Source organism: Mesorhizobium sp. L-8-3, assembly GCF_016756615.1.
Classification (GTDB): domain Bacteria; phylum Pseudomonadota; class Alphaproteobacteria; order Rhizobiales; family Rhizobiaceae.
The window spans coordinates 2,151,099-2,174,987 of record NZ_AP023262.1 but is presented as its reverse complement, the minus strand read 5'-3'; the positions used below and the strand labels follow the sequence as shown (position 1 = coordinate 2,174,987).

The following is a 23,889-nucleotide window of genomic DNA, read 5'->3' as shown; positions in this document are numbered from 1 at the left end:
GAGCCGGGCGGCTTTCTCCGCTTTTCTCCCCCGCAAGACTTACAGGCCCGGCATCTCTTCCGGTCATCGCCCAGCGGTGGCAATTGCCCGGCGCCGCAGTGACAAGGCATTGCGCGTGCAATCGTTTTTCGCGCATGATCGGCGCTCTTGAGTACGGACCTTGATGTATGAAGCCGTTTCTGCCTGTCGCGATTTTTCTCTCATTCACCGTTTTCGATGCAGCCGCCGCGTCACGCTACGACGTCACGCAGATGACCTGCGCGCAGGTGCAGGCACGCATCGCAGCCGACGGCTTGGCGATCCTCAGTTATCGTTCGTCCCGCGTACTCGGCTTGCCGATCTACGATCACTATGCCAGCGGCCAGCAATACTGCCCTGACGGCAGCGTGCTTTCCCCAGCCGGCGTCCCGACTTCGGATATGAAATATTGCCCGGTGAAAAGGTGCTTCTCCTCGTCGAGGTTCGTCGCGCGCTGAGTTGCCGACAAAAAAGAACCCGGCCGAAGCCGGGTCAGGGAGGATAATTGAAGGACAGGGCGGCGGTTGGGTCGCCGCCCCGTCGATGGACGATCAGTTGTAGGCGCGTTCGCCATGCGACGTGATGTCGAGCCCTTCGCGCTCGCCGGCCTCAGGCAGCCGAAGGCCCATCACCGCCTTCACGATCTGCAGCGCCACGAAGGCGACGACCGCCGACCAGACGACGGCGACGATGACCGCCCAGAACTGCGTGCCGAACTGCCCCGCGATCGAGTAGTCCTCCGCGCCGGGTCCGAAGCCGCCGAGGGCGGGCGCCGCGACGATCGCGGTGCCCAGCGCCCCGACGATGCCGCCGACGCCGTGGATGCCGAAGACGTCGAGCGAATCGTCGTATTTCAGCATCGGCTTCAGCGAGACCACCGCCCACAGGCAGACCGCACCGGCCACCGCGCCGAGCAGGATCGCGCCGCCGGTGCCGGCGAGGCCGGCTGCGGGCGTGATCGCGACGAGGCCGGCGACGGCGCCCGAAGCCGCACCCAAGAGGCTCGCATGGCCGCGGGTGATTCGCTCGACGATCGACCAGGCAAGGGCTGCGGCCGACGTAGCGGTGATCGTGTTGAGCAGCGCCTGCGCGGTCAGGCCGTTGGCTTCGAGGTTGGAGCCGGCATTGAAGCCGAACCAGCCGACCCACAGCAGGCAGGCGCCGATCAGCGTGAACGTCAGGTTATGCGGGGCCATGTTCTCCTTCAGGAAGCCGACACGCGGGCCGACCACCAGCGCCGCTACGAGGCCGGCGACACCGGAATTGATGTGCACCACCGTGCCGCCGGCGAAATCGAGCGCGCCGATGCCGAAGAGATAGCCCGTGGGCGCCGAGGCCGCGCTCGGGCCGCCCCACCACCAGACCATATGGGCGATCGGCAGATAGGCAAAGGTGAACCACAGCGCCAGGAAGAACATCACCGAACCGAAGCGCATGCGTTCGGCGACCGCGCCGATGATGAGCGCCGGCGTGATGGCCGCGAAAGTGAGCTGGAACACGACGAAGGTGAGTTCCGGGATGAAGACACCCTCCGAGAAGGTCTCGGCCAGGGACGACGGTCCGACGCCCGCCAGGAAGACCTTGCTCAGGCCGCCGATGAAGGGGGTCAGCGCGGTCGCTTCCTCGGCCGTGCCGGCGCCGGTGAAGGCGAGCGAATAGCCGTAGGCGACCCACAGAAGCGCGATCATGGCAAAGCCGGCGAACACCTGCATCAGCACCGACAGCACATTCTTGGCACGAACCAGGCCGCCGTAGAAGAGGGCGAGGCCCGGAATGGTCATCAGGATGACGAGGATGGTCGAGACCAGCATCCAGGCCGTGTCGCCCTTGTCGGGGACCGGCGCCGCTGCGGCGGCCGGCGCGGCCTCCTGGGCGAAGGCGGTGACGGTGCCGAGCGCCCCAAGAAAGAACAGGCCCGCAAGGGCGGTCCGCGCCGGCGGCGCGAAAGGTGAAGCATCTAATCTCATCGATATCTCCATGAAGGCGGAATGGCGGCTGCCGCATCGGCCCGGAGCGGACATCCGCCTCGGGAAGTCGGGCGCGGAAACAGCAAGCTAGAGGGCGTCGGTATCGGTTTCGCCGGTGCGGATGCGCACCGCCTGGTCGATCCCGAAGACGAAGATCTTCCCGTCGCCGATCTGTCCGGTCTTGGCGGCGTTGGTGATCGCCTCGACGGCCTTGTCGACGAGGTCGGCGGCGACGGCGACCTCGATCTTGAGTTTTGGCAGGAAGCTCACGGCATATTCGGCGCCGCGGTAGATCTCCGTATGGCCCTTCTGGCGGCCGTAGCCTTTCACTTCGGTGACGGTCAGGCCCTGGATCCCGACGGCGGTGAGCGCCTCGCGCACCTCGTCGAGCTTGAACGGCTTGATGATTGCCATCACGATTTTCATTGGTTCACCCTTGTTGTTCTGCGGGTCCCGCGATTGGTCGTGGCATCTCCGACCACCCGAAGGCGACGGAGCGTGCAACAAGGGATTCAAGCTCCGTGCCAGTTGCCGGAATCGTCGCTCAAGGCTTTGCAATTGAACGGAAAAAAGGCTGCTTGTGGCTACGGCCCACGCCATCGCCATGTCCAACATGCACAAAAATTATGCAAATTTTCAGAATTGCCTAGTTTGAGGGCGGGGTCCTCAGGCGGATCAGGCCTTCCTGCGCCACCGAGGCGATCAACGTGCCGTCCTCGGCATAGATGGCGCCGCGGGTGAAGCCTCGCGCGCCCGACGACGAGGGGCTATCCTGCGTGTAGAGAAGCCAGCCGTCGAGCAGATGCGGACGGTGGAACCACATTGCGTGATCGAGGCTCGCCACCTGCAGATCCCGGTCGAACACCGCGCGGCCATGCGCGAAGGTCGAGGTGTCCAGCAGCGTCATATCCGAGAGGTAGGCAAGCACGGCCGCCTGCATTGTGCGATCGGCGGGCACCGGCCCGGTGGTGCGCAGCCAGATGTTCTGCCTCGGCGGCAGCTTCTCGCGGCTGGTATAGTGATCGACATTGACCGGCCGCATATCCAGCGGCCGCTCCCGCGCCCAGAAGCGGCGGATATTCTCCGGCACGTTCTCGGCCTGTTCGAGCAATTCGCGCTGCGACTTCAGGCTGTCCGGCGGCGGGACGTCGTCGGGCATGGCGAACTGATGCTCGAGACCCTTCTCCTCGACCTGGAAAGAAGCCTCCAGCGAGAAGATCGCCTGGCCGTGCTGGACGGCGACGACGCGCCGCGTGGTGAAGGAGCCGCCGTCGCGGATACGGTCGACCTGATAGACGATCGGCACCGTGGTGTCGCCCGGCAGCATGAAATAGCCGTGCAGCGAATGGACGCGCCGGTCGGGCTCGACGGTGCGCTGCGCGGCGACCAGCGCCTGCGCGATGGTCTGGCCGCCGAAGACACGCTGCCAGTTCACCTTCGGGCTGCGACCACGATAAAGGTTGTGTTCGAGTTCCTCGAGGTCGAGTATGGCAAGCAACTCTTGCATGGCGGCCGACATGGTTCGCCCTTTTGGTTGAGAGAACGGACGGGCCGGTTTCAGACGAACCACCGTCGAAGTCAAGCTTGCCGGCGCGGAAGGCGCCGGGCCGGGTGAAAAGGACGAAGGCCATGGCCGACCAGAACAAGACCGATATCGACGTGCTGGTGGCCGGCGCCGGTTATGTCGGCCTGGCGGCCGCCGTCTCGATCCGGGAGGCGCGACCGAGCCTCTCGGTCGCGGTGGTCGACGCCGCGCCGGCGAATGTCTGGCAAAAGGACGGCCGCGCCTCGGCCATCGCCGCCGCGGCCTGCCGCATGCTCGGCCAACTCGGTTGCTGGGACGAGATCGCCCCGCAGGCGCAGGCGATCACCGAGATGATCATCACCGATTCCAGGACCTCGGACCCCGTGCGGCCGGTCTTCCTGACCTTCGACGGCGAGGTCGCTCCCGGTGAGCCGTTCGCGCATATGGTCGAGAACAGGATCCTCAACGGCGCCCTGCGCCGGCGCGCCGCCGAACTCGGCATCGACATCATCGAAGGCGTCGCGGTCACCAGCTTCGTCAGGAACGGCCGCGACATCTCGGTGCATCTGGCCGACGGCATCACCATCGATGCCCGGCTCCTGGTGGCCGCCGACGGCGCAAGGTCGCGGCTGCGCGACATGGCAGGCATCAAGACGGTGAAATGGGAGTATGGCCAGTCGGGCATCGTCTGCACGATCGCCCATGAACGGCCGCATGACGGCCGCGCCGAGGAGCATTTCCTGCCGGCCGGCCCCTTCGCCATCCTGCCGCTCAACGGCAACCGCTCCTCGATCGTGTGGGTCGAACGCACCAGCGACGCGGAAAGGCTGGTGCAGGGTGACGAATTCTCCTTCGAGATCGAGTTGGAGCAGCGCTTCGGCCTGAAGCTCGGCGAGATCAGGGTCGAGGACAAGCCCCGCGCCTGGCCGCTCGGCCTGACGCTGTCGCGCGCCTTCGTGGCGCCGCGTTTCGCGCTCGCCGGCGACGCCGCCCACGGTATCCATCCGATTGCCGGCCAGGGTCTCAATCTCGGCTTCAAGGACGTCGCCGCGCTCGCCGAGACCGTGGTCGAGGCAGACCGGCTCGGCCAGGACATCGGCGCCCTGGACGTCCTGCAGCGCTACGAGCGATGGCGCCGCTTCGACACCGTCCAGATGGGCGTGACGACCGACGTGCTGAACCGGCTCTTCTCCAACGACCTCGGCCCGGTCCGTGCCGTGCGCGACATCGGGCTCGGCCTCGTCGAGCGCATGCCCCGCCTGAAGGAGTTCTTCATCCGCCAGGCCTCAGGCCTGTCGGGCGACACGCCGAAGCTGCTGCGGGGAGAAGCGATATGAGGAGAAGCGAATAGCGAATAGCAAGTAGCGAATAGGGGCTCGGCTGGCTGTCCTTCCCCTATTCGCTACTCGCTATTCGCTATTCGCTCAGTTTACGACGACCCCCAGCTTCTGCCGCAGACGATGCATGCGCGGCTCAAGCATCGGCAGCGGCGGGCCGCCCGCGGTGGCGACGCGCCGTATCATGGTCAGCAGATCGCCCTTCTCCGCCTCGTCGAGCCGGTCGCGCAAGAAGGGCGCGAGCCGGTCGATCACCATTGCAGTGTCGTCGATCCGGCCGGTCGCCCACAGGGCATAGTCCACAGCAGCATCCGCCTTCCCGGCGGCAGCGATCGCGGAGATCTCCTTCCGCAGCGCTGTCTCCCGCTGGGGCGCCATCTCGACGCCGTCGGAAGCGATGGATGCCAGCAGGGCCGCCGCGGCGACCACGGGATCGTCGATGGACGGCAGCGGCGAGGCGCCGTTCAGCCCGCGCTGTCTTTCCCCGCGCACCGCGCGGCGCGCGCGTCCGAGCGCCTCCGCCGCGTCATTCGCGGCCTCGTTCAACATCTTGCGCCGATACCACCAGAGGACGACCACAGCGACCAGGCCGACCACGATGAAAAACAAGGGCATTGCGCGGCATTCCCGTTGCAACGCCACAGACCATAGGCAATGCGGCGGCGAGGCTCAACGGGGAAGCGTTGGCGCAAAGCGGTCCGGGCCCGCTGTCCTGCTCCAGACGGCTATTTCGCGAAGCGTCGCGATCCGGCCACGCACAGCACCACGCCCAGCGTGACCGCCAGCATAAGGCCGCTGACGGGTTCCCTGAGCAACAGTGCGGCCAGCCCCAGCCCGAAGAAGGGCTGCAGCAGCTGCAACTGGCCGACCCCGGCAATGCCGCCCAAGGCCAGCCCCCGGTACCAGAACACGAAGCCGATCAGCATCGAGAACAGCGACACATAGGCCAGCCCGAGCCAGGCCGGTCCCCCGATCCCACCCCAGGAGGCGGGCAAGCTGGCCAGCGTGAGCCCGACCATCACGGGCAGCGACAAGACCAGCGCCCAGCAGATGACCTGCCAGCCCCCCAGCCTGCGCGAGAGCTTGGCGCCTTCGGCATATCCCAGCCCGCAGGCGATGATCGCGGCCAGCATCAGCAGGTCGCCCACCGGTGATGCCTGGAGCCCCTGCGCCAGCGCGAAACCTGCGACCAGCGCGCTGCCCAGGCCGGAGAACAGCCAGAACAAGGGCTGCGGCCGCTCGCCGCCCCTGACGACGCCGAAGATGGCGGTCGCCAGAGGCAGGAGCCCGACGAAGACGATGGAATGCGCCGTCGTGACATGGCGAAGCGCCAGCGCCGTCAGAAGAGGAAATCCCACGACCACGCCGAGCGACACGATGAGAAGCGGCACGAGGTCCTCGCGCTGCGGTCGCTTCTGGCGGAGCGCGGCAAGAAGCGCGACCCCCAGAAGCCCTGCAATGCTCGCGCGAGCGGCCGTCAGGAAGAGCGGATCGAAATCCGCCACCGCCACGCGGGTAGCAGGCAACGAACCGCTGAAGATCAGCACTCCGAGGAAGCCGCTGAGCCACCCCTGCGAGGTCTTGTCCATACCGGGTCCTTCGTTTCCAGTCTCTCTCGGCCGCACCTTTCCTCCGAAGCGACTCGACGTTCCAGAAACGGTTCGATACGGTTCTGACAAACTGTACCTGATATGGATGCAATACAGTGGACAGCACCGCTACGGATGAACGCACCCTCGTCGAGCAGGTCATGGGCGCAGTCCATCAGAGGATCGCCCGCCGCGCGCTGACCCCGGGCGCCAAGCTGCCCTCGATCCGCGCCTTGGCCGAAACCATGCGGGTGTCGAAGTCGACCGTGGTGGAAGCCTACGACCGGCTCGCCGCCGAGGGTGCCATACGCTCGCGGCCCGGTTCCGGTTTCTACGTCGCTGCGCCCCTGGCGCCGCTTTCGCTGGCGGAGATCGGTCCGCGCCTCGACCGGGCCGTCGATCCGTTCTGGGTGTCGCGCCAGTCGCTGGATGCGGGTGAAGGCATGCTGAAGCCCGGCTGCGGCTGGCTGCCCGCCGAATGGATGCCGATCGACGGCATAAGGCGCGCTTTGCGCGGCCTCGGGCGGACGGCGGAGATAGCGGCCTTGACCGATTACGGGCCAGCGCTCGGCCTGCCGCCGCTGCGTCGCCTGCTGTCCCGGCGGCTTTCCGAGCGCGGCATGGACGCTCCGCCCGACCAGATCCTGCTCACCGAATCCGGTACGCAGGCGATCGATCTTCTGTGCCGCCTGCTGATCGGACCGGGCGACACGGTGCTCGTCGACGATCCCTGCTATTTCAACTTTCTCGCGCTGCTGCGTGCCCACGGGGCAAAGATCGTCGGCGTGCCCTATACGCCGAGCGGGCCCGACATAGCACTCTTCGCGCAGGCCCTGGCCGAGCACCGGCCACGCCTCTACGTCACCAATTCCGGCCTGCACAATCCGACCGGAGCGTCACTGGCCCCTTCCGTCGCGCACAGGCTGCTGAAGCTTGCCGAAGCTCATGAATTGATCATCGTCGAAGACGACATATTCGCCGATTTCGAGCATGAGCCGGCGCCGCGCCTCGCCGCTCTCGACGGTCTCGACCGAGTGGTCCGCATCGGCAGCTTCTCCAAGACGCTGTCTGCATCGGTGCGCTGCGGATATATCGCGGGCCGACGGGACTGGATCGAGAGCCTCGTCGATCTGAGGATAGCCACCGGCTTCTCCAGCCCGCGCCTTTCGGCCGAGCTCGTGCTCGCAATGTTGAAGGACGGCAGTTACCGCAGGCATCTGGAAGCTCTTCACGGGCGCCTGGCGAAAGCGAGAGCGGCGACGCGACGCCGGCTCGGCGCCCTCGGCATCGAGCCCTGGATCGAACCGGCGGCGGGCATGTTCCTGTGGTGCCGGTTGCCCGGCGGGCTCGATGCAGGCGAAATCGCGCGCCGCGCGATCTCGGCCGACCTGGTGCTGGCGCCCGGCAATGTGTTCAGCCCGTCGCAGACGGCTTCCGGTTTCATGCGCTTCAATGTCGCTCAATGCACCGATGACCGCGTCTACGGTACGCTCGAGCAGGCGATGAAGGCCGCAGCCTGACGGGCCCGCCGTCAAGCGACCGCGAAACAGCGGTCGAAGGCATCGTCGATGATGGCGAGCTTGATCACCTGGGCAGCCGTATACTCCTCGCGGAACCCCTTCGACACCCACATCACCGAACGCCCGCGCGCGCCCTCCCAGCCGATGCTGCCCAATTGCTCGGCCTCACGCAGCTTGCGGCCGAGATGGGTCCGCGACAGCTTCAGCAGTCCGGCGAATTCGGCGATCGACACGACGCCGGCCGGAATGCGTTCGGCATCCGCATCGGCCGCGCCGATGCGTGAGATCAGCCAGTCCATGACGATGCCGCCATTGTTGAGCCAGGTGAACAGCGAGAAGGTGCGCTCCGGCTCTCGCACCGGCTGCGAGGCCAGCAGCCCATCCGCGATCAGGGGCTGCAGGCGTGCGAGCGCGTTCTCCTCCGTCGAGAAGGTGGCGACGCGCCTGCCGCCGTCCAGGCCGTCCAGCGTCGTCAGATGCGCATAGGTCCAGCCCATCAGGGCGTCGAGGCCAGCCGGGGTCGGGGCGATCAGCCGCACGCGGCGATCCCCGGCGGCGGGCACATGGACCACAATGCCGTATTTCAGAAGTTCCTTGATGAAGGCATCGGCCGTATTGCGGCTGGCGATATTGTGCTCGGCAACCTTTTCCAGAAGGCGCGCCAGCGTCAGCCCCTTCCATCCCTGGCCGAGACTGCCCCGAAAATGCAACATCAGGCCGGCATGGGCCATCAGCCAGCGCTGCTGCGTCGCGAAGACGGCCGAAACGCGCGGATTGGCCTCAAAGGCCAGCACGAGCGCCTGGGACTGCCGCCGGATGCAGCCAGGCAAGGCCAGGTTACCGGCGATGTCCTCTGCCTTCAACGCCATGCCCCGCCCCATGAAGCAAGTGGCCCCACCCTTCAGACCGGCTTGTGGACTATTCGCGGCTCGCCGAAAAGAGGCCGGAGCACAACCTGTCGCTGGGCAACGGCCTACTGCAGACCGACCGGGTCGACAATTCCGCCCGGGCATTCCGTCCTGGTCGGCGCGGCCGCGGCGATGAGATCGGCGAGCCGCGCATATGGCGTGATTTCGCCGCCGAGACCGATGGTGAGTTCCGAGATGATCAGCCGGCCGCCGTCACGCACGCACTGCATGCGCACCCGGTCCCCGGCACCGGCGCCGAAACCCTCGTCGAAAGCCGTGCTGATATCGTCGAAGGAGAGGAAGCCGCCGACCCTGCCCTCGAAAAGCGCCTGGACCGGTGACGTGTTGAGCTGGCGCATGACCGAAAGCGACTCGCCGAAATATTCCTCCATCGACGGCCCGTAGCAGGTGCCATGCTTGATCCACTCGTGGCGATCGAGATGCGACTGCGTGCCGGGCATGACCTGGTCGAGTTCCTTCGCCGTAGCCGGCTCGAGGACCACCTCGGGAAGCCGGTCCCATCGCCCGGCCTTGTCGTCCGCGACCGCCGCCTGCCCGACATTGCAATAGCCCAGGCTCCGGGGCTGCGGCCAAAGCCCGTGCAGCGCGAAATGGCTGGCGTCGAAGCGGTCGGCAGTCTGGCTCTCGCATTCGGCCTTGCCGGGCTTCGTCTCGCAGAAGCCCGGCTGCCAGCTCGCGGCGAGCACATAGTCCGTTCTTCCCACGGAGGCTTCGCCTGCCGGACCGCTGCCCTCAACCGCAGCCGTACCGCAGTCGACCGGCGCCCAGCGCCGCTCGGGAGCAGCGCCCGGAACGATGATCAGATAGTGGGTCGGCGGCTGCTTGTTGCCGGCGACGATCCGGTAGGAGCGGTCTGCCTCAAGGGGGACCGGATTGGACTTCTTATTCAGAGATTGGAACGCGCTGCAGTTCTCGCCCGCCGTGAAGGCGCCATCAAGAGCAACTTCGGCTCGCGCCGAAGGCGACAATGCCATGATGCCGGCCACTACTGCGAGGATTCGCGGAACTCTCGTCATGATCCCTCCCTTCCTGGCTCCACATAGATAGCCCTGTCATGCAGCCTTGTCATGACGGATCGGGTTTCCTTTCGTTTCGTTCCGACGCTCGATCTTCGCCTTGCGCGTGTCGTCGATCTGCGCTCAGGGAGCGGCGGATGATCATGCGCCCGACTCCCGGATCGGCCCATTGATCCCTGGCGGACTTTCAGCCCTGAGGGCGCGGCCACTCGGATCGAACCGCTTTCGGGCTCCGCCCCATGATTCCGGTTGCTATCAGCCTTCAGTCGGGTTAAAGGTCAGACGTCAGACGTCTGACGTCTGACCTTGGGAGGAAACCATGGCCGACACATCCGAATTCCGCGCTCGCGAAATCGGCAACCAGATCCTCGACTACATCAGGCAGGCACGGCTGCAGGCCGGCGACCAGTTGCCGGCCGAGGTCGAGATGGCCGGCCAGCTCGGCATCAGCAGGGCGACGATCCGCGAGGTCTATGTCAGGCTGATGGCGCAGGGGATAATCGTGCGCCGCCACGGGCTCGGCACCTTCGTCGGCCAGGTCCCCATCCAGGACGACCAGACTTATCAGACGGGCTTTGCTGCCAGCATCAGCGCCGCCGGCTTCACGCCGACGGTCGACCTCATCTCGGTCGGCCGCGTGCCGCTCGGCGCCGAACTCGCCGCCGAGTTCGGCTGCGCCGAAGGCACCGAGGCTTCGCGGCTGCTCCGCGTCTTCAGGGCCAATGGCGACCCGGTCGTTCTTATCGAGGACCACCTCGCGCCCGGGCTGGACGCGGCCAGGATCGACCTCGACGCCTACGCGATCGATCTGATCGCCGGCCTCACCACCCAGACGAATATGGAAGGCACACGCATCGACACCTGGACGACCGCGACTGACCTTTCGGACGAGCGCGCCGAACTGCTTGAACTGCCTGCCGGCCACCCGGCACTCCACATCTACTCGATCATCCATTCAGAGGCGGCCGGCACCGTCTGCGTGGCCTGGGCCTGGCTCAATCCTCGGCTGATGGAACTCAAGTCCAGCCGGCGCGTGAACCTGGCGAGCCCGCCGATCATCACGCTCGCCGACGAGGTCTCCCCCGTCGCCCAGCGTACGCAAAGAAGCATGAACCCAACCCAGGGGAAAAAGGAATCCAGGAAATGAGGAGAATTTCGGTTGTGCTGCGCGGCCTGCTGGCCGCAGCCTTCGGTTCCGTGCTGGTCGCAACGAGTGGCGCGGCCCATGCAACTGACGATGTGACGATCGGAGTCGATTTCAACATTCTCGGCTCTCAGGTCTGGGTCGCCAAGGACAAGGGCTTCTTCGAGAAGAACGGCATCAATGCCGACGTTCAGCCCTTCGCCTTCGGCATCGACACCATCGATGCCGCGCTGACCGGGCAACTCGATTTCGGTCTCGCGCTCGACTTCGCCACCACCACCCGCCTCCAGAGCGGCCAGCTCAAGATCGTCTCGGCGATCATCGAACCGGAGCCGGGCTTCCACAAGCTGGCCGTCAGCGAAGCCATTCAGAAGCCGGAGGACCTCGCCGGCAAGCGCATCGGCCTCGCCAACGGAACGGCGCAGCACCTGGTGACGCTCAGCTATCTCAAGAATGCCGGCGTCGATCCCGCGGATGCGACCATCATACCGCTTCCGAGCCTGCTCGAGATCATCGCTTCGCTGCGCGCCGGCCGCCTCGATGCCGCCTTCGTCTGGGGGGACGGGGTGGCGCAGGCGTCCGAGATCCCGGGTTTCCGGATCCTTGGCGACGACAAGCCAGCCAAGGTCCGCCTCTACGGCTACATCTCGACGACCAAGGCCTTTGCCGCCGAAAACCCCAAGGCCGTCGAGAACACGCTGCGAGCCCTCGCCGAGGCGACCGACTGGATGGATGACAATTTCGAGGAAGCGGTGGACATCGTCGCCAGCCACGCCAAATCCCCGCGCGACAGGGTCAAGGCCCAGATGGAGATCCAGCACTTCACCATCTCGCTGAAGCCGGAGCAGCTCGAAGGCTTCGAGAAGATCGCCGACTTCGCCGCGACGAACGGCATCACCAAGGCACGGGTCGAGCCGGGAGACTTCATCGACCCCAGCTTCCTCGGGGCCGTCGACCCCGCTCGGGTTTCGCTGGCGAAATAGCGCCGTCACCCATCGGGCGCCCTATCTTGAACCGACGGACCGGGAGGAGACCCATGAACGTCACGTTGCAACGTTCAGCCGCCATGACGGGCGGGCGCAGCGCCGGCCCGGCCGCCGTCAGGCTGGAAGGCGTCGGCATGGGCTATGGCCAGGCCGCCAGGCCTGAGAACTACATCCTGGCCGATCTGGATCTGACGATCGGCGCCGGCGAGTTCTTCGTGCTCGTCGGCCCGAGCGGCTCGGGCAAGTCGACCCTGCTCAAGCTTATTGCCGGCACGGCATTCCCCAACGAAGGCCGGGTGACTTTCGAGGGCGCACCCGTGACCGGTCCCGGCCGGAAGCGGGCAATGGTATTCCAGTCCGTCGACGGGCCACTCTTCGACTGGCTGACCGTGGCCGAGAACATCGCCTTCGGGCTGGAGATCGCCCATACGCCGCGCGACGTCAGGGACGCTGTCGTTGCGCGCCATGTCGAGCTCGTCGGCCTGAAGGGCCATGAGACCAAGTTTCCGCATCAGCTCTCCGGCGGCATGAAGCAGCGCGTCCAGATCGCCCGTACGCTGGCCGTCGAACCCGACGTGGTGCTGATGGACGAGCCCTTCGCCGCACTAGACGCCCTGACGCGGCGCGTTCTGCAGCGCGAGATCGCCCGCATCTGGAGCGAGACCGGCAAGACCTTCGTCTACGTGACCCACGACATCCGCGAGGCGCTGCTGCTTGGCCAGCGCATCGGGGTCATGAGCGTCGGGCCGCGGGCGACGGTCAGGCACATCCATGAGATCGCCCTGCCGTTCCCGCGCGACGAGCTCGACCCGCAATTCCTGGCGCTCACCCGCCAGCTCGACGAGGAGATCGAAAGGGAGGCGACACGGCAATGGGCTGGAAAATGAATACTTTCATTTCGGTCGCGGCGGTCGTCTTTGCGCTGGCGCTTTGGCAGCTCGCCCCGGGACGGGTCATCGATCCTTTCTTCCTGCCGACGCCGACGGCGGTGCTCGCCGGGCTATGGGAAATGCTGCTCGACGGCACCCTCGCGCAGTCGGTCGGCGCGAGCCTATACCGCATCTTCGCCGGCTGGCTTCTCGGCAGCCTGGTGGCGATCCCGATCGGCCTGCTGGTCGGAACGTTCCGCCCGGTGAAGAGCGTCGTCGACCCCTTCGTCCACTTCTTCCGCTTCGTGCCGGCCATCGCGCTGGTGACGCTGTTCATCGTCTGGTTCGGCATCGGTGAGACTTCGAAGATCCTGCTGATCGCCTACGCGACAGGCTTCATCGTGCTGGTCAACACGGCCAGCGGGATCGGTGCGATACCCGCCGACAAGATCGATGCCGCGCGCTGCCTCGGCGCCAGCCCGTGGCAGGTCTTCGCCAGGGTCATCCTGCCGGCCAGCCTGCCCAACATCTATGTCGGTATGCGCCTCGCGCTTGCCTCTTCCTTCCTGGTGATCGTGGCGGCCGAGATGCTGGCGGCGCAATCGGGCCTCGGCTACCTCATCTGGAACTCCAGGCTCTATTTCCGCATCGACTGGATGTTCGGCGCCATCGTCCTGCTCGGCCTGCTGGGCTTCATCACGGACAGGATGATGCGCGTCCTGGGGCGTCTCCTGATGGAACGCTATCTGCGCGACGCGCTGAAATACTGACCCGCCGCGCTGGCGCCCAGCAAGGCACGAGCCTCGCGGGTGCCGCCGGCGCGCCGGCAAGGACGAAAGGAAAGGTCATGACGGAAAGCCGCCCGGCCGGCCGCATCGGTCGCACGCATCTGGAATCCGCACCCTGGTACGAGGCCAGGCCGAAGCCGGCTCCGGACAGTCCCAATGTCATCTTCGTCGTTCTCGACGACGTCGGCTATGCCGATCTCGGCTGCTTCGGCTCGGAGATCCGCACCCCCAACATGGATCGCCTCGCCGGGCGCGGGCTGCGTTACAGCAATTTCCACACGACCACGCTCTGTTCGCCCACCCGCGCCTGCCTGCTGACCGGCCGCAACCATCATGCCGTGGGCATGCGTTATCTCGCCAATGTCGACATGGGTTGGCCGAGCGGCCGCGGCGCCATCTCGCACCGCGCCGCGACCATCGCCGAAATGCTGCGCGAGAGCGGCTATTCCACCTTCGCCGTCGGAAAATGGCATGTGGCGCCCACCGACGAGGCGAGCGCCGCCGGCCCCTTCGGCCAATGGCCGCTGGGACGCGGCTTCGAGCGTTTCTACGGTTTCATGAACGGCAGCACCGACCAGTACTATCCGGAGCTGATCGAGGACAACCATCCCGTCGAGGCACCGGCCGGCCCCGAGGACGGCTATCATCTCTCGAAGGACCTGATCGACAAGACGATCGCCATGCTTTCCAACCACGTCTCGTTGGTGCCGGAAAAGCCGTTCTTCCTCAACCTGGCCTTCGGCGCCGGGCATTTCCCGCATCAGGTGCCGCGCGAATTCATGGACCGCTATGACGGCGTCTATGAAGCGGGCTGGGACGAGGTCCGCGCCTCCCGGCTGGAACATCAGAAGCGGATGGGACTTGTGCCCGAGGCGACGGAACTGCCGCCGTCCAACCCCGGGGTCGAGCCCTGGTCGGCGCTTTCGCCGGAGCAGCGTGCGGTCGCCGTGCGGCTTCAGCAGGCCTATGCCGGCTTCCTCGAACATACCGATTTCCATTTCGGCCGGCTCGTCGACTTCCTCGAACGCGTCGGCAAGCTGGACAACACGATGATCGTGCTCCTGTCCGACAACGGGGCGTCGATCGACTGCGGCCCCGATGGCACGACCAACGTGCTGCGCTGGTTCAACCAGATCCCGGACACGGTCGAGCGCAATCTCGCCGAGATCGACCTGATCGGGGGGCCGCGCAGCTTCACCAACTATCCCTGGGGCTGGGCGCAGGCGAGCAACACGCCGCTTCGGCTCTACAAGAGCTACACCCATGGCGGCGGCGTGCGCGACCCGCTCATCGTCTCGTGGCCAAGGCGTATTGCCGATCACGGCGCGATACGACACCAGTTCCACCACGTGACCGACATCACGCCGACCGTGCTCGAGATTTGCGGCGTCGACGCACCCATGACGTTTCGCGGCGTGCCGCAGATGCCGATCCACGGCACCAGCCTGGCCTACACCTTCGCCGACCCCAAGGCGGAAACGCGCAAGGAAGTGCAGTATTTCGAGATGTATGGCCACCGCAGCATCTGGCACAAGGGCTGGAAGGCGGTCACCAACCACCAGCCGGCGACCTCCTTCGATCTCGACAACTGGGAGCTCTACCACCTCGACGAGGACTTCGCCGAGACGCGAAACCTGGCGAAGTCGCATCCCGAAAAACTCCGGGAACTGGTCGAACGATGGTGGGCGGAAGCCGGCAAGTATGACGTCCTGCCGCTGGACGACCGGCGCGAGATCCTGTTCAAGCCGGCGCCAAAGCCCGATTCCATCCGGGCGAAGAAGCGCTTCGTCTATCATCCCCCGATCTCGGCCGTTCCCGCCGAGGCCGCGCCGCTCACCCAGGACGTCTCGCACCGCATCGAGATCGAAGCCGAACTCGGCGACGGCGACGCGGGCGCGCTGGTGGCCTTCGGCAGCAGCGCCGGCGGCTACGCTCTCTTCGTCAAGGGCGGCAGGCTCGTCTATGCCTACAACCGTTGCGGGGAGATCATGCGGCTTGTTTCGGACCGGGCGATCGGGACGGGACGGGTGTCGCTGGGCTTCGAGTTCAGGAAGACCGGTATCCTCAGGGGAACGGGCCGCCTGACGGTTGCTGGACGGGCAGCGGGAGAGCGCGCCTTCGATGCGACCCTGCAGCGCATCTCGCTCTCCCCGATGCTGATCGGCCGCAGCGGCATGCCGCCCGTGGTCGACGACTATGCCGACCAGTTCTGCTTTTCGGGTCGGATCGAGCGCGTGACCTTCGAAATCGGCGACGACAGGGACCTGCCGCCCCCCTCGCCCGAGATCGATTGACCGGAGATCAGGACACCACCAGCCGCTCGGCCAGGAAATCGACGAAGGCCCGGATTCTCGGCGAGCGGCTTGCTGGCCACAGCACGCGCAACGCCCCGCAATCGCGCACCGAGCCTTCGAGCAGCGACACCAGCCTTCCCGCCGCGATCTGCCTGGTGACCGCATAGGCGGGCAGGCAGGCGATGCCGAAGCCCTCTTCGGCCAGATAGGCACGGGCTTCGATCGTGCTCACCGTGGCGGCGACCGGAAACTCAATGTCCAGATCGGCGCCATCCCGCACCAGCGGCCATGGTTCCAGCTTGCCCGATGTCGGATGCCGGTGGTGCAGGCAGGCATGTTTCGTCAGGTCTTCCGGCACGGCCGGGACGCCGCGGCGCGCCAAATAGGCGGGGGCGGCGACGAGCCGATGCGGGAAACTGCCGAGCTTACGGCTCATCAGCCGGGAATCGGCGACGTCGCCGGTCCGCACCACCGCGTCGAAACCCTCCTCGATGATATCGACGAGGCGGTCGGAAAAATCGATCTCCATGCGGATATCGGGATAAGCGCGCATGAAGGCCGCGATCGTCGGCAGCAGCAGGCCCTCCGCGATCGGCAGGCTGACCCGAAGCGTCCCTCGCGGAGCGGAGGCGGCTTCCGACAATTCCTGCTCGGCCGCCTCGATCTCGCGCAGGATCCGTCGGCAGCGTTCGAGAAAGATGCCGCCGTCGGCGGTGAGCATCATGGTGCGCGTGCTGCGATGGAACAACCGCACGCCGAGTTGGCCCTCCAGCCGCGCCACCGCCTTGCCGACGGCGGATGCCGACATGCCGAGTTGCCGCCCCGCGGCAACGAAACTACCAGCCTCGGCAGCCTGGACGAAGGCGCCGAGCGCGACGAGCCTGTCCATGGTTGCACCTCGATTGCGGAAGAATCTTCCGGATTGTCCGGAACCATAGCTGATTTTTCCGGAAAGCCGATGCCTTATTTCGATGGCCATCGACCAGACAGGCAGGAAACCTTCATGGGACGCCCGACAGACTGGCTGCTCGCAACCGCCGCCGGTGCAGTGCTCGCAGTGATGATCCAGTTGAACAGCCTGCTCGCCGCGCACAGCAGCGCCCTTTTTGCATCATGGGTCGCTCACGGCGTCGGCGCCGCAATGGCCCTTTGCCTGGCGGCCGCCGCCTCGCGGCTCGCCCGTTTTGCAGGCCCCCGCGACGTGGGGGACACGCAGGAGCCTCTTCCGCGCCTGCCGACGCCGTTCTGGGCCTATCTCGGCGGGATTCCGGGAGCCTTCACGGTCGTTCTGGCGGCAATCGCAGTGAATGGCGGCCTGACGCTTTCGGCGACGCTTGCCCTGATGCTTGTCGGACAGACGGCATTCGGCATGGCCGCCGATCGTTTCGGATGGTTCGGCCTTGCGCGGCGACCGCTCGGAGCAAGGGAACTGGTCGGCGCCCTCGCGCTTCTTGCCGGCAGCGCGTTTCTGCATCTCGGAGGGCGCGCACCGTGACCATCCTCATCCTCGTCGCCTTTCTCAATGGCGGACTGATCGCAGCCAGCCGGTCGATCAACGCACGCCTTGGCATGTCGATCGGCGCCCTGCGTTCCTCCTTCTGGAACCATCTCGGGGGCCTGATCCTGCTCACCGTCCTGTTGACTGCCGCCGGGCTGCCCGATCCCGACAGAGCGCTCGGCGCACCGCCCGCCGCCTATTGCGGAGGCGTTCTGGGGGCGCTCTTCGTCGCGATCAACAGCCGCGTCCTCCCGAGGCTCGGCGCCCTCACCACGCTGACGCTGATCATCGGCGGCCAGATGGCGGCGGGCCTCGCGATCGAATACCCCATTTGGGGGATGCCGCTCGATCCGCTGCGGATCGCAGCGGTCATGCTCATCATCCTCGGCGCAGCGCTTGCACGGGGAGGCATCATGCGTGCAACACGTTGCAACGGCGGGCTTATCCGATGCGAAACCGGTAAGATCCGACGCCTGGTCGAAACGCGGGAGTCGGATGCAAAGCCAGTCGGACGCACGACAGTCCCACAAGAAACGCGTCCACCCTGAATCCGTACCGCGCTTACGCCTTATGCGTAACGTGGCACGCGCGGACGTTGTGGTAAGCTCCGGTCAGTTTTTCCATACGGGCTGGGAGTAGTAGGAATGCGGAAGATCAAAACCTTTGCTTGGGCAGGCGCGGTCTTGTTGATGGCCACAGCTCCGAGCTTTGCAATGGGATGGTGGTTCCCCGGTGACGGGGATGGCGAGGGAAACCCGCCGCAAAGCCATTCCGCGCCGGGGCCTGTCCTTGGAATCGGCCTCCCGGCATTGGCGATCGCAGGTGGGTACGCGCTGTACATGATCCGGCGCAGGAAATAGCGGCGCGCGTAAGTGGCCGCGGCTAAAGGACTCCGTCCGGTTGGGTGTCGGCAGGCCGTGACGAAACTTCTCTCACAACTTTCCCGTGCCGGCGCGCCGAAGTCAGGCGCACACGCCTCGGGTTCGGCGGCCGCGCCGGAGGCGAGCGGTCACCTTCAGGCCGCACCGGTCACCCGGGGTGTGCTCTTTGGCGGCCTCACTGTCGTGGGCTTCGCCAACGGCATCAGCGAGCGGGCCGCCGACCAGATCGCCGGGAGCGGTGTCGCGACGGCACTGTTCAACACATTCGGGGTCAGCGCGGTGGTCTGGGCTGGCGCAATCGCGGCCCTCTGGCTGCTCGCGCGGGCTCCGCGCGAGGCTGCGACGCGAATGGATTTCGCCGTCGCCGCGGCCGCGGCGATCGCTTTCCTGCTGCCGGTCCCGTCTCTCGCCTGGCTGGCGATCACGGCGCTGGCCGCCTGGCTCGTCTGGACCTCGCCACCCGACGGGCCCATGCGGCGCGCGGCGGTCGTGCTCGCCGCCCTGACCGTGCCGATGCTGTGGGCCCGCATCCTCTTCGCTTCATTCAGCAATGCGATCCTCGGCGTCGACGCCAAGCTAGTCGGCTGGCTCGTCGGCACTCAGAGCACGGGCAACACGATCCCCTTCGCCAACGGAAACGGCGTGCTGTTCCTCGAGCCGGCCTGCTCCTCACTCACCAATGTGTCGCTCGCCCTTCTGTGCGGCGTGCTGTTCGTGAAGGTCTACGATCGGCTATGGTCTGGCCCGATCATCGGCGCAACCTTGCTCGCCTGCCTTGCCACCATCGCGATCAACGTGTTCCGGATCGCTCTCATCGGGGTCTTCCCCGACAGCTACGCACTGCTCCACGGTACGACCGGCGCAATGGCGGCGGAATGGGCGACCATATTGGCGGTTCTCGCCATTTACACCGCGGGGATCAAACCCGATGCGCCGGCTCGCGCTTAGCGTCGCCCTCGGCCTGCTGCTCGCGGCAAGCCTCGCCATCAAGGTCTACGGCCGTGCCGCGCTCGCCGGGAGCGCGGACGATGTCGGCGACCAGGATATCGTCGCCCTTCTTCAAAAGCACGGCTTCCAGACGTGGAGAGCCGCGACCGACACGGATCCGGTCTGGGTGCACGGCACCAGGAATGGCTGCCAAATCGACATCGCCGGCGTCTCCCCGCAGGGTTGGCATCGCGCAATCGTCGACTGGCATGCAGCCGGCAAAAGACTTCAATACTCCGCAATGGGCGAACTGCGCGACCAGCAGCCTATGCTGAAGCCGATGATGGTTCACTATCTCGCCCGGCTTCAGCGTTATGCGGGAATCGGCGCGCCGGAAGTGAAGATCCGGGCGATCGTCATCACGCCCGGTTGCCCGGCTGATGTCGTTCCGTCCGCAGAGCTGGCCGCCTTGTCGGATTGATGCTTTCGCCTGCCGCGCGGAACGCGGTTTGTCATCATTGAAGAACCCGGCGGCTTCATATACCCAAGGCCCGGTCGAAGTACGATGCGGCGGGTCCTCTTGCAGCTCTACGTCATCAATCTGCAGCGGTCGGGCGCCCGGCGGGCAACGATGAAGCGCCAGCTCGACGCGCTTGGCATCGGCCATTCCTTCTTCGATGCTGTCGACGCGTCGAAGGGTGAGCACCTGTCCATCTCGCGCTACGCTCCACGGCGCGCGGTCTGGCTGCGCCAGCGGCGCATGAGCGCCGGCGAGATCGGCTGTTTCGCCAGCCACTATCTGCTTTGGCAACGCTGTGCATCCGGCACGGAGCCCATCATCGTCATGGAGGACGATCTCGCCATCGATGCCGGCTTCTGCAGCGTGGTCGCGCTCGTCGAGGCTTCGATCGCTCGTTTCGGCTTCATCCGCCTGGCCGGCCTCAACAAGGTCGCCGAGGTGACCATCCGTCCGCTCGAAGCGCCCTATCGGCTCGTCCGCTTCCTGAAAGGGCCTGCCGGCACGCAGTGCTATGCGATCTCGCCGGAGGCCGCGCGCATGCTGCTCGCCAAGGCGGGTGCCTGGATCGAGCCGGTCGACGATTATCTCGACCGTTTCTGGACCCACGGCGTCCAGAGCGTGGCGATCCTGCCCTTCCACATCCGTCATGATGTCGAGGAACGGTCTGACATCGGCGACACCAGGGCAAACCGCGAGAGGTCGTTTGTCGGGCCGGTCGGACGAACAGCGAGCCGGCTCTATGCTTCGCTCGCCCGGCGGCTGTCCAATATCCGTCATCTCGGCCTCACGGCATCGCGGCCGAGATAAAGCATGTCTCCCGAAAGTGGGTACCGGTTTCGGGACAATGACATGCGTCAAATTAAAGACCTACAGCGTGTCGCGTTAATCCATTTTCACGCGACACGCTGTAGTAGGCCGGCGATCCCCAGGCGCCACGAGCGCACGCTCAGCGCGTCGCGCCCAGCCGATCGAGTTGCATCCGGATATGAGCCGCCTCGGCTGCGGTGTTGGCGAGGACGATCGCCCTGGCAAACGCGGCCCTGGCCTCGCTGTCACGCCCCGCCTGCATCAGGAGCTGGCCCTTGAGACCGTGGAAGTGGAAATAGCCGTCGAGCGGCGCGGCCAATGGCTCGACCATGGCGAGCGCGGATTCCGGTCCATGGAGCCTGGCCACGGCGACCGCCCTGTTGAGGCTCACGACAGGTGAGGGCTGCAGCCTTTCGAGCGCCTCATAGAGCGCGTCGATCTCGGCCCAGTCCGTGTCTTCAGCCCGGGCCGCGGCGGCATGTGTCGCGGCGATCGCCGCCTGGATCTGATAGGGCCCGGGGCGGCGGTGGCGCAGCGCCTTCTCGACCAGCACCGTGCCTTCCGCGATCAGTGCGGTGTCCCAGAGGCGGCGGTCCTGGTCGTCGAGGAGCACGATCGCGCAATCGGCATCGAGCCGGGCTCCGGCGCGCGCATGCTGCAGAAGCATGAGTGCAGCCAACCCCATGATCTCGGGTTCGCCGGGAAAGAGTTGGAGCAGCAGTCGCGACAGGCGGATCGCCTCCTCACAGAGCGGCAGCCGGATATGCGCCTCGCCGCCGCTTGCGGCATAGCCTTCGTTGAACAGCAGGTAGATCATCGCCGCTACGACGCCCAGCCGCCTTTGCCTTTCGAGGGCGTCGGGCGCGCCATAGGGAACTGAGGCTGCGGCGATCCGGCGTTTCGCCCGCGTGATCCGCTGCTCCATCGCGCTTTCTCCCACGAGGAAGGCGCGGGCGATCTCCTTGACGGAAAGGCCGGACACGATGCGCAGCGCCAGCGCGATCTGCTGTCCCGCCGGAAGATCGGGATGGCAGCAGATGAACAGCAGCCTGAGCACATCGTCGCGATAGAGCCCGTCGTCCAGCCGCTCGGCCATCGAAGCCTCCGCGTCATCAAGGTCGGAAATCGCATCCTCGGGCGGCAGGGCCTGCTGCCGCGCCTTGCGGCGGGTCTCGTCGAGCGAGGCATTGCGACCGACGAAGATGAGCCAGGCTAGCGGATCGCGCGGTGGCCCTTTCCCGGGCCAGGTCTTCAGCGCCCGGAGCGAGGCTTCCTGGTAGGCCTCTTCGGCCAGATCGAGATCCCGGAAATAACGCAGCAGCGCACCGATGGCCCGAGGCCGGGCCGCCGCAAGCTGTGCGCCGATCCAGCCGATTTCGGTCATTTCAGTCCGACACCCGGGTTGAATTCCTTGACCGGACGGAGCTCGAGCCCGCCGCCCGGCATGTGGCTGGCATATTCGCGGGCGATGTCGATGGCCTCCTCGAGCGATGCCGCCTCGAAGACCCAGAAGCCGAGCAGAACCTCCTTGGTCTCGACGAAAGGACCGTCCAGCACCATCGGTTCGGCCCCGCCGCGAATGCTCATCGCGGTGCTGGTCGGCATAAGGCGCAGATTGGGGCCGAGCTTTCCCGCAGCTTCGAGCTTTCCATCCGTGACCGTATGCCTGGCCATCACGGCCTCGTCGTCCTCCTTGCGCCACTCGACCGATTCGGGGGCGTAGCAGAACATCGCAAAACGCATCGGTTCGTCCTCCTTCATCCAGATCAAGGACGTAGCACAGCAGGCCGCGCCGACAAGCGCGGCCGGATTTTTCGGTCCGCCTGGCCGGATGCAAGAAAAAATGCCCGCCATGATGTCGGGATCGCCCGATGCCGATCGTCCTCGGGCAGGAACAACGAGGAGAATGAACATGACCAGCGAGACCGACCGCAACGCGATCAGCGCACTGATCGAAGGCATCCAACGGAGCATTCATGACAAGGACAGCGCGGCCGCATTGGCGCCCTATGCATCCGATGCGACCATTTTCGACCTCGCTCCGCCACTCGTTTCCGCGACGGGGACCGATCCCGCCAGGCTGCAGGCTTGGTTCGACGGCTGGGAGGGACCGATTGACCGGTCGACACAGGACCTCGCCATAACGGCCGAGGACGACATCGCCTTCTGCCACGCCCTGCTCCGCACAAGCGCGACGACCAGGCGTGGCGAGCACGCCGTCTTCTGGACCCGCGTCACTCTGTGCCTGAGGCGAATCGGCGGCGACTGGCGGATCGTGCACGAACACGAATCCGTGCCCTTCTACATGGACGGTAGCTTCCGTGCCGCCGTCGACCTCCAACCCTGACAGGAGGCGGACCATGGCCATGGTGACGGGCGAGAACCTCAACCATTCCGGCTCGACCAGGCAAGTGGACGCCGCCCGCTGCGAGGCGGCGAAACGAGCCTATCTCGCCGTGCTCTCGTCGGCTCCGGACGGGCCGACATCGGAAGAAATCAGCCTGCGCCTCGGAACGCATCCTTCCGAAGAGACGTTTCCGGCAGGGCTGGATTGGGCCGGTGGGCCAAGACCGTCCAGCTCGATCTGGAGGCCAAGGGCATCGCCAGACGCGACAAGAGCCGGCCTCTACGCCTGCGCAAGGCGTGAGGCGGCAACCACCGCATCGGCCCGAACCTCATACTCGGCAAGAACGATGCGCCGCTTCAAACCAGGGAGAAGATCATGTTGAACGACAAGCAACCGGTTGCGACCATCGCCGTGAGAGACCTTCAGGTGGCTCGCAGATTCTACGAGGACAAGCTCGGACTGACGCCACCAGGCGACCCCGATCCGCATATGGTCGCCTACCCGTGCGGCGGAAGCTCATTGTTCGTCTACCAGTCCGAGTACGCCGGGACCAACAAGGCGACGTCGGTGACATGGAATGTCGGCAGCGATCTCACGGAAATCGTCCGCAGGCTCGGAGCGAAAGGCGTCGCCTTTGAAAACTACGACTTCCCCGGCACGACGAAGGAAGGCGACATCCATATATTCGGCGAGATCAGGAATGCCTGGTTCAAGGATCCCGACGGTAACATCCATTCGTTGGTCGATGGCGGATGAACGGCACGGCATCCTTTCCCCGACGGGGAAAGGATGAAGCCGCATCGGAAGCCCACCGCGCGCTCGGCCCGTTGCCTGAACAGGACCCGGATGCCCTTGTGAGGCAGGCCGGAATTCCACCCCTCGGCCGAGCGCCGACCGGGTTTTGTTACGCAAAGACCCGTCCCGGTA

Annotated in this window: 26 protein-coding genes; 16 read left to right on the top strand and 10 right to left on the bottom strand. The window is 65.9% G+C overall.

The annotated features are described in order from the left end of the window. The first annotated feature begins 167 nt into the window (after positions 1-167). On the top strand, positions 168-476 hold the full coding sequence (locus tag JN302_RS10285; protein ID WP_202311889.1) for a hypothetical protein: 309 nt from the start codon (positions 168-170) through the stop codon (positions 474-476). Positions 477-569: 93 nt separating this feature from the next. Here the strand turns inward: JN302_RS10285 and JN302_RS10280 are convergent, their stop codons facing one another. The 3 genes from JN302_RS10280 to tesB all read right to left on the bottom strand — a co-directional run bounded on the left by JN302_RS10280 (position 570) and on the right by tesB (position 3,504). Beyond that, positions 570-1,985, bottom strand: a complete 1,416-nt coding sequence (locus JN302_RS10280; RefSeq protein WP_244846277.1) for an ammonium transporter — start codon at positions 1,983-1,985, stop codon at positions 570-572. An 87-nt stretch (positions 1,986-2,072) separates the two neighbouring features. After that, positions 2,073-2,411 carry a P-II family nitrogen regulator gene (locus JN302_RS10275; RefSeq protein WP_202311885.1) on the bottom strand — a complete coding sequence of 113 codons (339 nt, stop codon included), beginning with the start codon at positions 2,409-2,411 and terminating at the stop codon, positions 2,073-2,075. Positions 2,412-2,631: 220 nt separating this feature from the next. Beyond that, positions 2,632-3,504 (bottom strand): acyl-CoA thioesterase II, encoded by an 873-nt coding sequence (gene tesB / locus JN302_RS10270; RefSeq protein WP_202311883.1) that lies wholly within the window; start codon positions 3,502-3,504, stop codon positions 2,632-2,634. A 110-nt stretch (positions 3,505-3,614) separates the two neighbouring features. Between tesB and JN302_RS10265 the strand changes: the two genes are divergently transcribed. Next, positions 3,615-4,847, top strand: a complete 1,233-nt coding sequence (locus JN302_RS10265) for a ubiquinone biosynthesis hydroxylase (protein ID WP_202332789.1) — start codon at positions 3,615-3,617, stop codon at positions 4,845-4,847. 87 nt (positions 4,848-4,934) lie between these two features. On the opposite strand, the gene JN302_RS10260 is transcribed toward JN302_RS10265, so the two are convergent. Both JN302_RS10260 and JN302_RS10255 read right to left on the bottom strand, forming a co-directional pair. Beyond that, entirely contained in the window at positions 4,935-5,462 is a 528-nt protein-coding gene (locus tag JN302_RS10260) for a hypothetical protein (RefSeq protein ID WP_202311879.1), read from the bottom strand. 110 nt (positions 5,463-5,572) lie between these two features. Beyond that, positions 5,573-6,436: a DMT family transporter gene (locus JN302_RS10255; protein ID WP_202332788.1), complete on the bottom strand. Its 864-nt coding sequence runs from the start codon at positions 6,434-6,436 to the stop codon at positions 5,573-5,575. Positions 6,437-6,597: 161 nt separating this feature from the next. Between JN302_RS10255 and JN302_RS10250 the strand changes: the two genes are divergently transcribed. Further along, positions 6,598-7,956, top strand: coding sequence for an aminotransferase-like domain-containing protein (locus JN302_RS10250; RefSeq protein WP_202334245.1), 1,359 nt, complete (start codon positions 6,598-6,600; stop codon positions 7,954-7,956). Positions 7,957-7,967: 11 nt separating this feature from the next. On the opposite strand, the gene JN302_RS10245 is transcribed toward JN302_RS10250, so the two are convergent. After that, positions 7,968-8,825, bottom strand: a complete 858-nt coding sequence (locus tag JN302_RS10245) for a hypothetical protein (RefSeq protein ID WP_202311875.1) — start codon at positions 8,823-8,825, stop codon at positions 7,968-7,970. 104 nt (positions 8,826-8,929) lie between these two features. Then, entirely contained in the window at positions 8,930-9,901 is a 972-nt protein-coding gene (locus JN302_RS10240; protein ID WP_244846276.1) for a ribonuclease T2 family protein, read from the bottom strand. A 319-nt stretch (positions 9,902-10,220) separates the two neighbouring features. On the opposite strand from JN302_RS10240, the gene JN302_RS10235 reads away from it, so the two are divergent. The 5 genes from JN302_RS10235 (at position 10,221) to JN302_RS10215 (ending at position 15,982) form a co-directional block, all read left to right on the top strand. Then, on the top strand, positions 10,221-11,048 hold the full coding sequence (locus JN302_RS10235) for a GntR family transcriptional regulator (RefSeq protein WP_202332787.1): 828 nt from the start codon (positions 10,221-10,223) through the stop codon (positions 11,046-11,048). After that, a complete protein-coding gene (locus tag JN302_RS10230) occupies positions 11,045-12,028 on the top strand; it encodes an ABC transporter substrate-binding protein (protein ID WP_202332786.1) in 984 nt (327 codons plus the stop codon). Before JN302_RS10235 ends, JN302_RS10230 begins: the two co-directional genes overlap by 4 nt. Positions 12,029-12,081: 53 nt before the next feature. Further along, positions 12,082-12,918, top strand: a complete 837-nt coding sequence (locus JN302_RS10225; RefSeq protein WP_244743171.1) for an ABC transporter ATP-binding protein — start codon at positions 12,082-12,084, stop codon at positions 12,916-12,918. Continuing rightward, the gene (locus JN302_RS10220) at positions 12,903-13,670 is read left to right on the top strand and encodes an ABC transporter permease (RefSeq protein ID WP_244846275.1); all 768 of its coding nucleotides are present in this window, start codon (positions 12,903-12,905) and stop codon (positions 13,668-13,670) included. The genes JN302_RS10225 and JN302_RS10220 overlap by 16 nt, the downstream gene beginning before the upstream one ends. 77 nt (positions 13,671-13,747) lie before the next feature. Further along, positions 13,748-15,982, top strand: a complete 2,235-nt coding sequence (locus tag JN302_RS10215) for an arylsulfatase (RefSeq protein WP_202332785.1) — start codon at positions 13,748-13,750, stop codon at positions 15,980-15,982. Positions 15,983-15,989: 7 nt separating this feature from the next. Here the strand turns inward: JN302_RS10215 and JN302_RS10210 are convergent, their stop codons facing one another. Then, positions 15,990-16,871 (bottom strand): LysR family transcriptional regulator, encoded by an 882-nt coding sequence (locus JN302_RS10210; protein ID WP_202332784.1) that lies wholly within the window; start codon positions 16,869-16,871, stop codon positions 15,990-15,992. 114 nt (positions 16,872-16,985) lie between these two features. Between JN302_RS10210 and JN302_RS10205 the strand changes: the two genes are divergently transcribed. From JN302_RS10205 to JN302_RS10185, 5 genes are all read left to right on the top strand, one after another. After that, positions 16,986-17,477 carry a DMT family transporter gene (locus JN302_RS10205; protein WP_202332783.1) on the top strand — a complete coding sequence of 164 codons (492 nt, stop codon included), beginning with the start codon at positions 16,986-16,988 and terminating at the stop codon, positions 17,475-17,477. Then, on the top strand, positions 17,474-18,028 hold the full coding sequence (locus JN302_RS10200; protein ID WP_202332782.1) for a DMT family transporter: 555 nt from the start codon (positions 17,474-17,476) through the stop codon (positions 18,026-18,028). Before JN302_RS10205 ends, JN302_RS10200 begins: the two co-directional genes overlap by 4 nt. A gap of 369 nt (positions 18,029-18,397) precedes the next feature. Beyond that, complete coding sequence (locus tag JN302_RS10195) at positions 18,398-19,309, top strand: archaeosortase/exosortase family protein (protein WP_202332781.1); 912 nt, start codon at positions 18,398-18,400, stop codon at positions 19,307-19,309. Beyond that, a complete protein-coding gene (locus JN302_RS10190) occupies positions 19,290-19,769 on the top strand; it encodes a hypothetical protein (RefSeq protein WP_202332780.1) in 480 nt (159 codons plus the stop codon). Before JN302_RS10195 ends, JN302_RS10190 begins: the two co-directional genes overlap by 20 nt. Before the next feature lie 84 nt (positions 19,770-19,853). Further along, entirely contained in the window at positions 19,854-20,615 is a 762-nt protein-coding gene (locus JN302_RS10185; protein ID WP_202332779.1) for a glycosyltransferase family 25 protein, read from the top strand. 139 nt (positions 20,616-20,754) lie between these two features. On the opposite strand, the gene JN302_RS10180 is transcribed toward JN302_RS10185, so the two are convergent. Then, on the bottom strand, positions 20,755-21,999 hold the full coding sequence (locus JN302_RS10180) for an RNA polymerase sigma factor (protein ID WP_202332778.1): 1,245 nt from the start codon (positions 21,997-21,999) through the stop codon (positions 20,755-20,757). Then, on the bottom strand, positions 21,996-22,358 hold the full coding sequence (locus tag JN302_RS10175) for a YciI family protein (protein WP_202311851.1): 363 nt from the start codon (positions 22,356-22,358) through the stop codon (positions 21,996-21,998). Before JN302_RS10175 ends, JN302_RS10180 begins: the two co-directional genes overlap by 4 nt. 169 nt (positions 22,359-22,527) lie before the next feature. Here JN302_RS10175 and JN302_RS10170 point away from each other — a divergent pair, with 169 nt between their 5' ends. The 3 genes from JN302_RS10170 to JN302_RS10165 all read left to right on the top strand — a co-directional run bounded on the left by JN302_RS10170 (position 22,528) and on the right by JN302_RS10165 (position 23,718). Then, positions 22,528-22,962 (top strand): YybH family protein, encoded by a 435-nt coding sequence (locus tag JN302_RS10170; protein WP_202332777.1) that lies wholly within the window; start codon positions 22,528-22,530, stop codon positions 22,960-22,962. Positions 22,963-23,040: 78 nt separating this feature from the next. Beyond that, positions 23,041-23,262 carry a DUF6958 family protein gene (locus tag JN302_RS39925; RefSeq protein ID WP_446720747.1) on the top strand — a complete coding sequence of 74 codons (222 nt, stop codon included), beginning with the start codon at positions 23,041-23,043 and terminating at the stop codon, positions 23,260-23,262. 75 nt (positions 23,263-23,337) lie between these two features. Continuing rightward, complete coding sequence (locus tag JN302_RS10165) at positions 23,338-23,718, top strand: VOC family protein (protein ID WP_202311847.1); 381 nt, start codon at positions 23,338-23,340, stop codon at positions 23,716-23,718. Positions 23,719-23,889: the final 171 nt, after the last annotated feature.

Excerpts from the sequence above, each read along its gene's own strand:
- JN302_RS10180 (WP_202332778.1), bottom strand. The coding sequence starts at position 21,999 with ATGACCGAAATCGGCTGGATCGGCGCACAGCTTGCGGCGGCCCGGCCT.
- JN302_RS10205 (WP_202332783.1), top strand. The coding sequence starts at position 16,986 with ATGGGACGCCCGACAGACTGGCTGCTCGCAACCGCCGCCGGTGCAGTG.
- JN302_RS10225 (WP_244743171.1), top strand. The coding sequence starts at position 12,082 with ATGAACGTCACGTTGCAACGTTCAGCCGCCATGACGGGCGGGCGCAGC.
- JN302_RS10215 (WP_202332785.1), top strand. The coding sequence starts at position 13,748 with ATGACGGAAAGCCGCCCGGCCGGCCGCATCGGTCGCACGCATCTGGAA.
- JN302_RS10280 (WP_244846277.1), bottom strand. The coding sequence starts at position 1,985 with ATGAGATTAGATGCTTCACCTTTCGCGCCGCCGGCGCGGACCGCCCTT.
- JN302_RS10265 (WP_202332789.1), top strand. The coding sequence starts at position 3,615 with ATGGCCGACCAGAACAAGACCGATATCGACGTGCTGGTGGCCGGCGCC.
- JN302_RS10255 (WP_202332788.1), bottom strand. The coding sequence starts at position 6,436 with ATGGACAAGACCTCGCAGGGGTGGCTCAGCGGCTTCCTCGGAGTGCTG.
- JN302_RS10175 (WP_202311851.1), bottom strand. The coding sequence starts at position 22,358 with ATGCGTTTTGCGATGTTCTGCTACGCCCCCGAATCGGTCGAGTGGCGC.
- JN302_RS10275 (WP_202311885.1), bottom strand. The coding sequence starts at position 2,411 with ATGAAAATCGTGATGGCAATCATCAAGCCGTTCAAGCTCGACGAGGTG.
- JN302_RS10210 (WP_202332784.1), bottom strand. The coding sequence starts at position 16,871 with ATGGACAGGCTCGTCGCGCTCGGCGCCTTCGTCCAGGCTGCCGAGGCT.
- JN302_RS10285 (WP_202311889.1), top strand. The coding sequence starts at position 168 with ATGAAGCCGTTTCTGCCTGTCGCGATTTTTCTCTCATTCACCGTTTTC.
- tesB (WP_202311883.1), bottom strand. The coding sequence starts at position 3,504 with ATGTCGGCCGCCATGCAAGAGTTGCTTGCCATACTCGACCTCGAGGAA.
- JN302_RS10245 (WP_202311875.1), bottom strand. The coding sequence starts at position 8,825 with ATGGCGTTGAAGGCAGAGGACATCGCCGGTAACCTGGCCTTGCCTGGC.
- JN302_RS10190 (WP_202332780.1), top strand. The coding sequence starts at position 19,290 with ATGCGCCGGCTCGCGCTTAGCGTCGCCCTCGGCCTGCTGCTCGCGGCA.
- JN302_RS10165 (WP_202311847.1), top strand. The coding sequence starts at position 23,338 with ATGTTGAACGACAAGCAACCGGTTGCGACCATCGCCGTGAGAGACCTT.
- JN302_RS10250 (WP_202334245.1), top strand. The coding sequence starts at position 6,598 with ATGGGCGCAGTCCATCAGAGGATCGCCCGCCGCGCGCTGACCCCGGGC.
- JN302_RS10170 (WP_202332777.1), top strand. The coding sequence starts at position 22,528 with ATGACCAGCGAGACCGACCGCAACGCGATCAGCGCACTGATCGAAGGC.
- JN302_RS10235 (WP_202332787.1), top strand. The coding sequence starts at position 10,221 with ATGGCCGACACATCCGAATTCCGCGCTCGCGAAATCGGCAACCAGATC.
- JN302_RS10220 (WP_244846275.1), top strand. The coding sequence starts at position 12,903 with ATGGGCTGGAAAATGAATACTTTCATTTCGGTCGCGGCGGTCGTCTTT.
- JN302_RS10240 (WP_244846276.1), bottom strand. The coding sequence starts at position 9,901 with ATGACGAGAGTTCCGCGAATCCTCGCAGTAGTGGCCGGCATCATGGCA.
- JN302_RS10230 (WP_202332786.1), top strand. The coding sequence starts at position 11,045 with ATGAGGAGAATTTCGGTTGTGCTGCGCGGCCTGCTGGCCGCAGCCTTC.
- JN302_RS10260 (WP_202311879.1), bottom strand. The coding sequence starts at position 5,462 with ATGCCCTTGTTTTTCATCGTGGTCGGCCTGGTCGCTGTGGTCGTCCTC.
- JN302_RS10185 (WP_202332779.1), top strand. The coding sequence starts at position 19,854 with ATGCGGCGGGTCCTCTTGCAGCTCTACGTCATCAATCTGCAGCGGTCG.